Source organism: Bacillus sp. Medicinal_06 (assembly GCF_056711665.1).
Window position 1 is genome coordinate 111,490 of record NZ_JBWYHD010000010.1, and the last position, 13,914, is coordinate 125,403.

Below are 13,914 nucleotides of genomic sequence, written 5' to 3' on the forward strand. Positions count from 1 at the left end.
TTTTTTCGAACAGAGTAAACTAGAATGATTGCACATTTGTTGTAAATCCATTTTGATTTTCAGGCAGATAGGTTAATGCCATGAAAAAAACAAAAGGGAATCCGCACTCATTTTCTCTTTTTTTACTTAGCATGGGGTAGGAAAAGGACCTGACCACTTCTATGCATGGACGGACGCTCTCTCCCACCCAAAAGGAAAGGTTTTATCTCAATATTATTTACACACGAGCGATATCTGCTTGCTCATAACAAGCTTGCAAGGAATCTTCAATAATTGTAAGCCCTTCTTCCAATTGCTCATCTGTAATAACTAGTGGCATTAGGACACGAACTACATTCCCATACGTTCCAGCAGATAATAAGAGCAGTCCACGTTTATTTGCTTCAGCACATAAACTTGCTGTTAATGCTTTATCTGCCTCTTTTGTTGTACGGTCTTTAACAAGCTCAAACGCACACATCGCTCCTAAACCACGTACATCACCAATACAGTTATACTTTTTCTTCATTTCCTCAAAGCGATCCATTACAGCTTTCCCTACATGCAGAGCTCGCTCATTTAATTTTTCATTCTCGATAATATCCAAAACAGCTAATGCTGCAGCGCATCCTAATGGACTTCCAGCGTATGTTCCACCAAGTTCTCCTGGTGCTGATTCATTCATAATTTCTTTTCGCCCAATAACTCCACTAATCGGTACTCCTGCCCCTAATGATTTCGAAACAGTAATTAAGTCTGGAACGACATCATAGTGATCAATGGCAAAATATTTTCCTGTACGGCTAAAGCCTGTTTGAATTTCATCAGCTACAAATAAAATGCCATGTTCAGAGCAAAGACGGCGCACTTCTTGCACAAACTTCTTACTTGGAACGATAAAACCACCTTCGCCTTGAACAGGCTCCATTACAACAGCAGCTATGCTTTCTGGGGCAACTTCTGAGATTAAGAAATTCTTGAATTCTTCGATAATAAAGTTATCATATTGTTCATCTGTTAAACCTTCTGGACGACGGTATTCATATGGGAATGGTGCTTTATATACTTCTGGTGCAAATGGACCGAATCCAAATTTATAAGGCTTTACTTTACTTGTCATCGTCATTGTCATCAATGTACGACCGTGAAATCCCTTCGAAAACGCAATAATGCCCGTTCTTTTCGTATACTTACGAGCAATTTTCACGGCATTTTCAACCGCTTCAGCACCACTATTTAAAAACAATACTTGTTTCTCAAAGTTTCCAGGAGCTAATGCAGCAAGCTTCTCTGCTAATTCAATATATGGCTCATACATCATTACATTAAAGCCAGTATGAATATATTGATCTACTTGTTTATGAAGCGCCTCTTTCACAGCAGGGTGGCAATGTCCTACGTTAATTGTTCCAATCGCTCCTGCAAAATCGATAAATTGATTTCCATCTACATCTGTTACAAGCGCACCATCAGCTGACTGTACGAATGTTGAAATCCCATTACTCACGCCCCTTGGTACGATATTTTGACGGCGTTCTAATAAAGAAGATGCTTTCGGTCCTGGAATTTGTTCATTTACTTTAGCGAATTTTGTATTCATCGTTTCTCCCATCCTTTTCTATGCTATGATTTTCTTTTTCTATATTGCAAGATGTATGCCAACTTATAAATGCGCTAACTTTCTAATCTTCTCAGTATTTCGACATAAAAAATAAGTCTATATCGACTTAATACGAGTCGATATAGACTTATTTTATTTATAGATTAGACTTTTCTCGTTCCCAAATCAGTTCTCCAGAATCAGAAATGAAATGCCCAACAGAATCTAATACAATATCTGCAAGTGGTGCTAATGTTTGAAGATCACCCGTCCCCGAAAGAACTCCAATCGCATAACAAGCACCGCTATTTTTTGCTAAATGTAAATCTGTTGGCGTATCCCCAACAACTACTACCTCCCTTGGGTCTAACCCAAACTCTTCACAAAATGATTCTACAATTTGCTTATCTGGTTTTTGGGCTGGAAATGTATCTGAAGCTACAATATAATCAAAAAACGTCTCTAATTGACACTGCTTTAAAAAGAGTTCTGTTGGTGCAAAATCATCCGCAGTCACAATACCTAAAATGAGCCCTTTTTCTTTCAATACTTGTAAAAGTTTTGGTAAGTCTGCTGTCATTCTCATATGTGAACGATGTTCGTACATAAGAGTAAATAGTTTTTCACTTATCCAGTGATGCATATCACTCTCTTTAACAGACGGTATATACTTACAACAAATTTTCGCTATATCGTGGCTTGTTCCTGCTGCCAATACACTACGTGGATGAACGAATGCCCCTTCAACACCAATTTTTTCTAAAATAGTTAACCGTAATGATTGAGGTAATCGATGTAGTTCTACAAGTTCAGCTACAAGTTCTTCTGCTACCTTTATCCAAATTGAGTGAAAATCCATTAACGTTCCATCTTTATCAAAGAGTATTGCCTTTATCTTCTCCATAACACCCTACCTTTCTGCCCTTTTCACATTCAGTGTAGCAAGTAAATGTGGATGTAAGATGAACGGATTGTAAAAATACCATAAAAATCAAACCAACTCCCAATTTACAATTCAAATCTAGTCTAATCGTTTGGCGATTTTATTACGATGCTATCAATTTTTATTTATAAAAAGAAAAAACAGAAGTTTTAGCAATAGAGTTTATTAGTGGAAGATGATAAATGAAATTTTATCGGCAATTTTTTCAAGATATCAGCGATTCGACAAAGGATATCGATCTTGCGACAAATAGCAATAAAAATAAGAACCTGCTGCCTTCCTTGTTCCCCTCTCCTGAACATAAAAGAGGATGCCTTTTATAAGGCATCCTCTTTATGTTCAGGAACAAATAGTTCAAGACAATGATATATATTTTCAAATTCCATCGGTGCATCTCCGCCATATTCACCATCTAGATTAATCATTAATTTATCCGGTGAATGAACCTTAATACGATTTGCCTGCGTATATAACACCTTTGGATTATTAATATGCTCACCGCGCTGTGCTTGTGTTGCTGCTTTAATTAAATCAGCAATAGAGCCCTTCTTTAGCACTAATAAGTCAAATAACCCATCATTAATAGATGCATATGGTGCAACCTTTTCAAAACCACCAACAGAGCGCGTATTCGTAATTAAAAACATCGTAATTTCTTCTTGTAATAGCTTGCCATCATACTCAATTTCAACATATGTTGGATGTAATGATGGCAGCATTTCGATACCTTTTAGATAATAAGCAAGCTGCCCCAAAACTGTTTTCAACTTACTTGGTACTTCATATGTTAATTCTGTAATGCGGCCACCGCCAGCAATGTTAATAAAATATGTATCGTTTGCTCTGCCTAGGTCTAGTGGAACAGTCTTACCTTCACAAATAATATCTGCTGCCTCTTCAATAGAACGCGGTACACCAATTGCACGTGCAAAATCATTTGTCGTCCCAACTGGAATGATACCGAATTTCGGACGATGTTCATGCCCTACTAAACCATTTACTACTTCATTTAACGTCCCGTCACCACCTGCTGCAATAACAACATCAAACTTACGATCCGCAGCTTGCCTCGCTGCCACAGTCGCATCTCCAGGACCAGTTGTTGCATGACAAGATGTTTCATATCCAGCTTGTTCTAATTTTTGTAATACTTCTGGCAAGCTCTTTTTAAACAACTCACGACCAGAAGTAGGATTATAAATTATTCTTGCTCGCTTCATCATTCATTAGCACAGGAAATTTCTGATTCATAGAAAAAGAATATACCGAACCCTTATTCAGCGTTCCTATGCCTACCTCCTCTCATCTTCCTATCCTTCTTTTATCCCGCTCAAATAGGCAGTAAGAACCCGATTCGTGTAACCCTCCATTAGTACATGTTCACTAACGAAGGTTTTGCTTTATTTGACCAAGAAATATATCTTTCCATTCTTTATTACTTCTCATTGTTTCATAAAAAATAAATATAACGAATAATAAGTATCTATTATTTCACGAGATGAAAAACTCTCTATGTCTAGATTTATCATTATTCCCACCTTTTTGCAACTATCATACCATAGTTGCTATATAAACATTTTCTCACTTTTGTCAGTTAATCAAACGTTTATTTAAATATTTTCTTAATTTAAACAAACGTTTGATTAACTCAGAAAAAACACCCAAATATGGGTGCTTTCTCTGTTTAATCTTTAATCGTTTAGCTTATCGCTTATTGATTTCTTCTAATAAGATCTTGTTAACAAGTGGTGGGTTAGCTTGTCCTTTTGTTGCTTTCATAATTTGACCAACTAAGAAGCCAATCGCACGATCTTTACCGTTTTTGAAGTCTTCAATAGATTGTTCGTTATTATCAAGAATTTCAGTTACAATTTTACGAAGTGTGCCTTCGTCAGAAATTTGAACAAGACCTTTTGCTTTAACGATTTCTTCTGGGTCTCCACCTTTTTCAATTAATTCGTTAAATACTTTTTTCGCAATCTTAGACGAAATTGTACCTTTTTCAATTAATTGAACCATTTTAGATAGACCAGCTGGCGTTAATGCTACGTCTTTTAATTCTTTTTGTTGTTTGTTTAAGTATGCAAGTACTTCACCCATTAACCAGTTTGATGTTAATTTCGCGTCTGCACCATCTGCGATTGTCGCTTCAAAGAAATCAGACATCTCTTTTGTTAACGTTAATACGTGTGCATCGTAAGCTGGTAAGCCAAGTTCTTCAACATAGCGTACTTTACGAGCATCTGGAAGTTCTGGAATAGAAGCACGAACGCGTTCTTTCCACTCATCATCAATGTAAAGCTCAACTAAATCTGGCTCTGGGAAGTAACGGTAATCGTCAGACCCTTCTTTTACACGCATTAAGATTGTTTTCTTCGTTGCTTCATCATAACGACGTGTTTCTTGTTGAATGATGCCACCAGATAATAACTCTTTTTCTTGGCGTACTTGTTCATGCTCAAGACCTTTTTGTACATAAGTAAATGAGTTTAAGTTTTTCAGCTCTGCTTTTGTACCAAACTTCTCTTGTCCTACTGGACGAAGGGAAATGTTTGCATCACAGCGAAGAGAACCTTCTTCCATCTTACAATCAGATACGCCTGTATATTGAATGATGGATTTTAATTTTTCTAAGTATGCATATGCTTCTTCTGGCGTACGCATATCTGGCTCAGATACGATTTCGATTAACGGCATACCTTGGCGGTTGTAGTCTACTAATGAGTATCCTTCACCTGTATGCGTTGATTTACCTGCATCTTCTTCTAAGTGAAGACGTGTAATACCGATACGTTTCTTTTTACCACCTACTTCGATTTCAATCCAACCATTTTCTCCAATTGGCTTATCGTATTGAGAGATTTGGTATGCTTTCGGATTATCTGGGTAGAAATAGTTTTTACGGTCAAATTTTGTTTCTGTTGCGATTTCACAGTTTAATGCCATTGCAGCTTTCATTGCAAAGTTAACTGCTTCTTTATTTAGAGTCGGAAGCACACCAGGATATCCTAAGTCAATTACACTTGTTTGTGTATTGGGAGCCGCTCCGAATTCTGTTGGACTCGCAGAGAAAATTTTCGAATTTGTTTTTAACTCAACGTGAACCTCTAAACCGATAATTGTTTCAAAATTCATCTATGCTCGCCTCCTTACAGACTTGCTTTTTTTGTATGATAATCTGTTGCTTGCTCAAACGCATGTGCAACACGGTAAATTGTCGCTTCATCGAAGTGTTTACCGATAATTTGTAAACCAAGTGGCATGTTGTTCGCACTAAATCCACATGGAACAGAAATTGCCGGAACACCTGCTAAGTTTACTGGGATTGTTAAAATGTCGTTTGCATACATTGTCATTGGATCGTCTACTTTTTCCCCTATTTTAAATGCAGGAGTTGGAGTTGTTGGTCCAATAATAACGTCATAGTTAGCAAATACGTTTTCAAAATCATTTTTAATTAATGTACGTACTTGTTGTGCTTTTTTATAATATGCATCATAGTAACCAGAGCTAAGAGCAAATGTACCAAGCATAATACGACGTTTTACTTCGTCACCGAAGCCTTCGCTACGCGTGTTTTTGTAAAGGTCCATTAAGTTATTCACATTGTCAGAACGAACGCCATAACGTACGCCATCAAAGCGTGACAGGTTAGCAGACGCTTCAGAAGAAGAGATTAAGTAGTACGTTGCTAAAGCATATTTAGAGTGCGGAAGAGATACTTCTTCCCAAGTTGCACCCATACCTTCTAATACTTTTAAAGCAGCTAGCACTGACTCACGAGCTTCTTCGCCAACACCTTCTCCTAAGTATTCTTTTGGTACAGCGATACGTAAGCCTTTTACATCGCCTGTTAAACCAGCTAAGTAGTTACCAACTTCAATATTTGCAGAAGTTGTATCCATGCGATCAACACCTGAAATTGCTTGTAATAAGTATGCATTATCTTCTACTGTACGTGTAATTGGTCCGATTTGGTCAAGAGAAGATGCAAATGCAACTAAACCAAAGCGAGATACACGTCCATAAGTCGGTTTTAAACCAACAACGCCGCAATATGCTGCTGGTTGACGGATAGAACCACCAGTATCAGATCCTAAAGAGAATAGCACCTCTCCAGCCGCTACTGCTGCTGCAGAACCACCACTAGATCCACCCGGAACATAGTCTAAGTTCCATGGATTTTTTGTAGCGTAGAAACCAGAGTTTTCATTTGAAGACCCCATCGCGAACTCGTCCATGTTTAATTTACCGATTGTAATTGTATCAGCAGCTTTTAGCTTTTGAACAACTGTTGCATCATAAATTGGATCGAAGTTCGCTAATATTTTGCTCGCACAAGTTGTACGAAGACCATTTGTTACAATGTTATCTTTCACACCGATTGGCATACCGAATAGTAAACCATTATCTTCAGCACCAATCTTCGCATCTAGTTCTTTTGCTTTCGCACGTGCATTTTCTTCATCTAATGTAAGAAAAGCTTTAACATTATCTTCAACATCCGCAATACGCTTGTAAGATTCTTCTACTAAATCCGTAACGGAAATTTCTTTGTTGTTTAATTTTTTATGTAACTCTGATACTGAATGATCAAATAATGACATCGAAATTCCCCTCCTCTATTCTAATACTGCTGGAACACGGATTTGATTATCTTTGTGATCCGGTGCATTTTTTAATACTTCTTCAACTGGTAAACCTTTTTCTGGCACATCTTCACGCATAATATTTTTCATCTCTAATACGTGAGTTGTTGGTTTAACACCTGTTGTATCTAATTCATTTAACTGTTCTGCAAATGTAACAATTGCATCTAGTTGTTTTTGAAATTTTTCTGCTTCTTGATCTGTAATTGCAAGACGTGCTAAATGCGCTACATGCTTTACATTCTCAACGGAAATTCTTGACACGGCTAGGCCACCTCCATAATATATCGTTCAATCTACAATACTATTGATGATACCAAATTTTCAGTACTTCAAGCAAGTCAACACACGGTACTTACAGCATTTTTACATAAAAAAAGAAAGGCTTCTGCCTTTCTTCTCACTTTATTGTTTATTAATCAATTTTTTTTGTTAAAAATAACACACATATTAAATCGTATCCTTTGACACTAAGTGTTTCACTTCATGTATAAATGCCAAGTAACATACTGGAAAAAGCACAAACAAAGTTGATGCTAACAAGGAAATAGCTTGGATATTTCCTTGTTAGCTTTATATCTATGATAGATAAGTATATTACTATTATAAGATTTCTTTTTCATTTAGTCTGAAAAAGCAGGCAATAATTATTTGACATTTATTTGCAATAAGCATAGAATAAAAATAAATATTACGAACCTCGAAATATACGGGAGTGGAAATAATTGTTGCAATACGAACACTTTTTAGACTTACTGCTAGATAACGCCAAGAAGCTTTTCTATCCAGAAGAATGGGTAAGCCTTGATTTATCGCTTTCTAAAACGGAGGTATTCTGTCTATTATGGATGGAACGCAATACGGATATTACAATGACAAAGATCACCGAACTTCTTGACATTCCAATGAGCACGACGACAGGTGTCGTGAATCGACTTGTGAAAAAAGGATATATCGAGCGCTATCGGAATGAAAATGATCGACGCATTGTACTCATTCGTTTAACTGAAACTGGCGTACAACTCGTTCAAGAAGTGAAACAAAATGCTGCTCATTACTTTAACCTTGTGACAGAAGCATTATCAGAAGAAGAGAAGGCATTCTTACTACAAATCTTCCAAAAGATTATGAATCACATCGCTACGTCACAACAAAAACAAATCGAAAAGCTTCCTACACCTAAGATGAAAAACATTCCGATTGAATAAAGCCCTTTATGGGTTTTTGTTCAAATTATTATTTCGACATTCGTAATATTCGACAACCGAAACAAAGGGGATATAAATATGAGAATTATTTTGTATACAGGTAAAGGCGGCGTAGGAAAAACTAGCATTTCAGCAGCAACGGCACTTCAAAGTGCAAAACAAGGGTTAAAAACATTAGTCATGAGCACGGACCCAGCTCATAGCTTGGGAGATTCATTCGGCATAAAATTATCTTCTGAACCACTAGAAATTCGTGAAAATTTATGGGCGCAAGAAATCAATACAATTTATGAAATGGAAAAAGGTTGGGGGAAATTACAAAAATATATTACATTGCTATTCACATCAAAAGCAGCTGACGATATTACAACAGAGGAGTTAACAATGTTTCCTGGTATGGAAGACTTAATTAGCTTACTCCGTGTACTCGATTACTATAAACAAAAAACATATGATGTCATCATTATTGACTGTGCACCAACTGGAGAAACGCTAGCCATGTTAAGCTTTCCTGATATGCTCGGCTGGTGGATGGAAAAACTCTTTCCGATCAAAAGAAAAGTTTTAAAAGTTGTCCGTCCTGTTGCACAACCACTCCTCGGCGTTCCACTCCCTACTGATGATATTATGGACGAATTAACGAATACGATTGAACAGCTAGGAGAAATGCGAGATATTTTATCTAATCGAGAAGTGACAAGTATTCGCGTTGTTGTCAATCCAGAAAAAATGGTTATTAAAGAAGCACAGCGTAGTTTCACCTATTTAAATTTATATGATTATAACGTCGATGCCATCATGATTAACCGTGTCATTCCTGATACTGTTACTGACTCCTACTTTCAAGCATGGAAAGATGCTCAAAAGAAATATAAAGCACTAATTCAAGACAGCTTTCAACCACTTCCTATTTATGAAGCTCCAATGTTTGAGCAAGAAGTAGTTGGTTTACCGATGTTAGAGCGTGTAGGGTATGCTTTATTTAAAGATGACCTCAATCCAACGGAAGTAAAATTTAACGGTCGTACACAGTATGTCAAAAAAGATGGAGATGAATATATCTTTGTTCTCTCTATCCCATTCTCTGATAAAAGTGAACTATCCTTAAATCAAAAAGGTGATGAACTCATCATTCGCGCCGGTTCTGTCAAACGGAACATTACGTTACCAAAAACATTAACGCATTTATCCGTTCAAGGTGCAAAATTTGAAGGCGATGTATTAAACATTCGCTTTGGAGGTATGGTTCATGCGTGAGGAATTATTAAGAAAAATCATTCAAACCAAATTAAAAGTTGGGATGTATATCATAAATGAATTACCTACTCCAATTCAGCAATCTGCAAAAAAAGCGCTAAGTATTTTACAAGAAGAGCTTTCTTCTTGTATGCAAGAAACAGCGAAACCTACAAAGAGTAACTTAAAGAACATTACGATTGAATAAATAAAAAAGACCAGGAATTGGTATTATTGATATTATCCCCTTTAGGTAGACAGTGTAAAAAAGACCATGTATACAGATGGATGTTACACTATTACTTGGAGGGGATTTTTTATGGTAAAAAAAGGTACAACATTTAATACATACTCAAATGAGATAAAGTTAGTTATTTAAATGGTGAAGGCAGCTACGATATGATAGCGGAGAAATATGAGATTAGAAGCTCTACACAACTTAAAAATTGGGTGAAAAAATATAAAGAATGTGGTGAAATTACAGATACTCGCGGGGAAAATAATAAAATGAAAGGTATACCGAACCCTTTAAAAGGCAAACGGATTCATTTTAAAACTGTTGAAGAAGAGCGTGATTACTATAAGGCTCAGGTTGAATATTTAAAAAAGCAGTATCCAAATCTGTAAATGGGGGCGTACTAAAATATAAAGAACGATATCATATCATTGAATTACTAAAGAGAAAATATCCCGTTATATGGCTTACTAAATTTGCGGGTGTACATCACTCAAGTTACTATAAGTGGGTTCATACAAAAAGTATGAACAACATGCGACTAGAATCCGATAAACGATTAAAAAAGGTAATTCAATCTATTCACGTAAAGCACAAAGAATATGGATATCCACGTATGAAAATCGCTTTAGAAGAAGAGGGGTATTTTATAAATCGCAAAAAGGTATATCGATTAATGAGTGAGCTTAACATTCAGTCTATTATTCGGAAGAAGCGTCGCTTCTTTAAAGGGAATTATTCTAATACTTTTCCAAATGTTTTAAACCGTGAATTCAAAGATCGCCAACAAAATGAAGCGCTTGTTACAGACATTACCTACCTACGATTTCAAGAGGGCTTCCGCTATCTTTCTGTTGTACAAGATATTTATAATAACGAAGTTGTTTCTTGGAAAATTTCCAAGCGTAATGATAATGAACTTGTATTAGATACAATTGAAATGTTGGCACAAAAAAGAGATGTGCGTGGAACCATTCTCCATTCAGATCAGGGGTTCCAGTACACATCTCATGCCTACAACAAACGACTTTTAGATTTAGGGATCATTGGCAGCCACTCTCGCAAAGGAAACTGCCATGATAATGCCTGTATCGAGTCATTTTTCTCCCATTTTAAATCGGAGATGTTGTATTTGAATCATTTTAAAACAGAAGCGGATTTAATACAAGCAATCGAAGAATATATTTACTTTTATAACTATAAACGTTTCCAAAAACGACTCAACCATCGAGCTCCGATAGAATATCGAATCTCGATGGCTGCTTAGTCTTTTTAATACTGTCTACTTGACAGGGATAAGACCAGAAAACTCCTGGCCTTTTTCTACCTAACAGACATTGGATTTTATATTATACAGAATTGGAAGGTACAAAATTAGGGTATCGTCCGTTAGGCATGGTATATGTTGAACGAACTAACAGCGGAGGGGTTCCTACTCTTAGTTCGTTCAACCCGATGTTATTTTACGATTTTCTCTAACTCTTCAAGTGAAAGGTCTACCGAAATTGCACCATCTTTTGTGTCTTTCTTAATTGCATCTGTTACTTCTTTTGAATGGTATAATTCAATCACTTTTTTAATCGTTGGATCATTTTTATCTTTCGTGCGAGCCGCAAAAATATTAATATATGGTTTCGCATTCTCGTTTTTTGGATCTTCTAAGAAAATAGGATCTTTCGTTGGGTTTAAACCAGCTTGACCCGCAACACCGTTATTAATAACGGAAGCTGCTACATCTTTTAATACACGTGGCGTTTGCTGCGCAACAACTGGTGTAATTTTTAATTTCTTTGGATTTTCTGCGATACCACTTGGGTCACCAAATAATCCAAAGTCTTTTTTCAACTTTAACAATCCGGCTGCATCAAGAAGTTTTAATGCACGAGCTTGGTTCGTTGGATCATTAGGAATTGCAATTTCTGAGCCAGATGGAATTTCACTTGGTTTTTTATATTTCTCAGAGAATAATCCCATTGGTGCAATTTGAGTTGTTCCAACAGCTGTAATATCTAATTTATGTTCCTTTTTAAACTGCTCTAAAAAGGCAATATGTTGGAATGAATTCAATTCGATATCGCCATCGGCCAACGCCTTGTTTGGTGTTGTATAATCCGAAAACTCTACAAGTTTAACTTTAATTCCTTCTTTTTCAGCTTTCTTCTGAAGAATAGGCCAAGCGTCTCCATCCGTTCCTGTTATACCGACGCGAACTACTTTTTCTTTTGCATCAGCTCCGCAGCCACTTAATACTGATGCACTAACCAGTGCCGATAATACAAATGCTAAAATCTTTTTCATTTCCTTTCCCTCTCTTCCCTTTATGATCTACGTAAGAATACTTTTGCAAAATAGTTTCCTAAGTTTTGTGCAATTTGTACAAGAATAATAAGCAATACAACCGTCACGAACATAACCGACGTATCAAAGCGTTGATAACCATATGTCATTGCTAAGTCACCTAGACCACCGCCACCAACAAGACCGGCAACTGCCGAAAATTCAATTAAACCTACTGTCATAAATGTAACTCCTAAAATTAATGGTGCTAACGCCTCTGGAACAAGAATTTCAAAAACAATTCTTAATGGTGATGCACCCATTGCTTGTGCTGCTTCAATAACTCCCTTTGGTACCGAAACAAGGTTTGTTTCAACCATTCTTGCAATCCCAATTGAAGCAACCAGCGTCATTGGAAAGATTGCTGCTGCCGTTCCGATTGTTGTTCCGATAACAGTGCGCGTTAAAGGACTTAATGCTACTAAAAAGATAATAAATGGAATGGGACGAATCGTATTAATAACAATATTAAGAATAGAAAAGACCAGTTTGTTTTCTAAAAAATTCCCTTTTCTTGTAACATACAAAAGTAAACCTAGAGGTATACCAAGTATTGTGGCAAATATAAGGGTTACAATTACCATCAAGAGGGTATCCCCTGTCGCATCTAATATACGAGGCCAAAATATACTCCAATCAACTCGCATGAGCTTCTACCTCCTTCAACTGCACTTGCAGTCTTAGATGTTGTAATGCTTTTTGAATTTCTTTCTGTTCACCTTGTAGTTCTACAAGAAGATTTCCAAATAAAATATTTTGGAGTTCAATAATATTTCCATAAAGAACATTTACATCAACGTTATAATTTTTCGCAATATACGATAATATCGGTTGTCCTGTCTCTTCTCCAGTAAATGTTAAGCGATAAATCTGTCCACCATTTTGGATTTTAGCAAGAACACTTTCCGGTAAATGATCGTTAATAACAGATCGAACGAAATTTTGTGTCGTCTTTGTTTTTGGCTTTGTAAAAACATCAAATAATGTGCCTTCCTCAATCACTTTTCCTTTTTCCATCACGGCTACATGGTGACAAATTTCTTTCACAACCTGCATTTCATGTGTAATAAGAAGAATTGTTAAATTGTATTCCTTGTTTACTTTCTTTAGTAGATTCAAAATTTCTGTTGTTGTTTCAGGATCTAGTGCCGATGTTGCTTCATCACAAATGAGAATATCTGGTGACGTTGCAAGTGCTCTTGCAATCCCTACGCGTTGCTTCTGACCACCTGATAGTTGTTCTGGATAATAGTTTGCTTTATCTTCTAGTCCGACAAACTTTAGCAGCTCATTTACTCTTTCTTTTATCTCATTCTTTGGCAATTTCGCTAATTTCAATGGATAAGCAATATTCCCAAACACGGTTCTCGAATTAAATAGATTAAAACTCTGAAAAATCATTCCGATTCTTTGTCTTAGCTTTCGTAACTCCTTCGTTGATAAGGAAGTAATATCTTTATCATCTATCGAAATCGTTCCCGCTGTTGGTCGTTCTAACATATTCACTAAACGTAACAGTGTACTTTTTCCAGCTCCACTGAAACCGATAATACCAAATATCTCACCCTTATCAACCGATAATGTTACATCTTCGACGGCATGAACGGATTGCCCGGCTGATTCATATACTTTACTTACATTTTCAAAAGAAATCATTACTTTCCCCTCCTATATGCTGTAATAACTTGAAGCAGAGCTTTGAGGTAAAATAAAAAATGCCCTCCTTC

Annotated in this window: 14 protein-coding genes; 5 read left to right on the top strand and 9 right to left on the bottom strand. The window is 36.5% G+C overall.

Features of this window, described 5'->3' with window-relative positions; genetic code table 11:
- Positions 1-217: 217 nt before the first annotated feature.
- From gabT to gatC, 6 genes are all read right to left on the bottom strand, one after another.
- Positions 218-1,579 carry a 4-aminobutyrate--2-oxoglutarate transaminase gene (gene gabT, locus AC1M36_RS21705; protein ID WP_336453207.1) on the bottom strand — a complete coding sequence of 454 codons (1,362 nt, stop codon included), beginning with the start codon at positions 1,577-1,579 and terminating at the stop codon, positions 218-220.
- A 157-nt stretch (positions 1,580-1,736) separates the two neighbouring features.
- Positions 1,737-2,483: an HAD family hydrolase gene (locus tag AC1M36_RS21710; RefSeq protein WP_336453206.1), complete on the bottom strand. Its 747-nt coding sequence runs from the start codon at positions 2,481-2,483 to the stop codon at positions 1,737-1,739.
- Between the two features lie 356 nt (positions 2,484-2,839).
- Positions 2,840-3,745 (bottom strand): diacylglycerol kinase, encoded by a 906-nt coding sequence (locus AC1M36_RS21715; protein WP_336453205.1) that lies wholly within the window; start codon positions 3,743-3,745, stop codon positions 2,840-2,842.
- A 481-nt stretch (positions 3,746-4,226) separates the two neighbouring features.
- Positions 4,227-5,657, bottom strand: a complete 1,431-nt coding sequence (gene gatB / locus AC1M36_RS21720) for an Asp-tRNA(Asn)/Glu-tRNA(Gln) amidotransferase subunit GatB (protein ID WP_336453204.1) — start codon at positions 5,655-5,657, stop codon at positions 4,227-4,229.
- A gap of 14 nt (positions 5,658-5,671) precedes the next feature.
- Positions 5,672-7,129 carry an Asp-tRNA(Asn)/Glu-tRNA(Gln) amidotransferase subunit GatA gene (gene gatA, locus AC1M36_RS21725; RefSeq protein ID WP_479846181.1) on the bottom strand — a complete coding sequence of 486 codons (1,458 nt, stop codon included), beginning with the start codon at positions 7,127-7,129 and terminating at the stop codon, positions 5,672-5,674.
- A gap of 15 nt (positions 7,130-7,144) precedes the next feature.
- Positions 7,145-7,435, bottom strand: coding sequence for an Asp-tRNA(Asn)/Glu-tRNA(Gln) amidotransferase subunit GatC (gene gatC / locus AC1M36_RS21730; RefSeq protein WP_336453202.1), 291 nt, complete (start codon positions 7,433-7,435; stop codon positions 7,145-7,147).
- A 461-nt stretch (positions 7,436-7,896) separates the two neighbouring features.
- On the opposite strand from gatC, the gene AC1M36_RS21735 reads away from it, so the two are divergent.
- From AC1M36_RS21735 to AC1M36_RS21755, 5 genes are all read left to right on the top strand, one after another.
- The gene (locus tag AC1M36_RS21735; protein WP_336453201.1) at positions 7,897-8,379 is read left to right on the top strand and encodes a MarR family winged helix-turn-helix transcriptional regulator; all 483 of its coding nucleotides are present in this window, start codon (positions 7,897-7,899) and stop codon (positions 8,377-8,379) included.
- A 78-nt stretch (positions 8,380-8,457) separates the two neighbouring features.
- Complete coding sequence (locus AC1M36_RS21740) at positions 8,458-9,636, top strand: ArsA family ATPase (protein WP_336453200.1); 1,179 nt, start codon at positions 8,458-8,460, stop codon at positions 9,634-9,636.
- Positions 9,629-9,823: a DUF3926 domain-containing protein gene (locus AC1M36_RS21745; RefSeq protein ID WP_336453199.1), complete on the top strand. Its 195-nt coding sequence runs from the start codon at positions 9,629-9,631 to the stop codon at positions 9,821-9,823. The genes AC1M36_RS21740 and AC1M36_RS21745 overlap by 8 nt, the downstream gene beginning before the upstream one ends.
- Positions 9,824-10,014: 191 nt before the next feature.
- Positions 10,015-10,242 (top strand): hypothetical protein, encoded by a 228-nt coding sequence (locus AC1M36_RS21750; protein ID WP_479846182.1) that lies wholly within the window; start codon positions 10,015-10,017, stop codon positions 10,240-10,242.
- A gap of 38 nt (positions 10,243-10,280) precedes the next feature.
- On the top strand, positions 10,281-11,117 hold the full coding sequence (locus AC1M36_RS21755; protein WP_479846194.1) for an IS3 family transposase: 837 nt from the start codon (positions 10,281-10,283) through the stop codon (positions 11,115-11,117).
- Positions 11,118-11,308: 191 nt separating this feature from the next.
- On the opposite strand, the gene AC1M36_RS21760 is transcribed toward AC1M36_RS21755, so the two are convergent.
- From AC1M36_RS21760 to AC1M36_RS21770, 3 genes are read right to left on the bottom strand one after another with little or no spacing between them, the layout of a single operon-like run.
- Positions 11,309-12,148: a MetQ/NlpA family ABC transporter substrate-binding protein gene (locus AC1M36_RS21760; protein ID WP_336454150.1), complete on the bottom strand. Its 840-nt coding sequence runs from the start codon at positions 12,146-12,148 to the stop codon at positions 11,309-11,311.
- Positions 12,149-12,168: 20 nt separating this feature from the next.
- Positions 12,169-12,834, bottom strand: a complete 666-nt coding sequence (locus tag AC1M36_RS21765) for a methionine ABC transporter permease (protein ID WP_336454149.1) — start codon at positions 12,832-12,834, stop codon at positions 12,169-12,171.
- The gene (locus tag AC1M36_RS21770; RefSeq protein WP_336454148.1) at positions 12,824-13,843 is read right to left on the bottom strand and encodes a methionine ABC transporter ATP-binding protein; all 1,020 of its coding nucleotides are present in this window, start codon (positions 13,841-13,843) and stop codon (positions 12,824-12,826) included. The genes AC1M36_RS21765 and AC1M36_RS21770 overlap by 11 nt, the downstream gene beginning before the upstream one ends.
- Positions 13,844-13,914 lie beyond the last annotated feature (71 nt).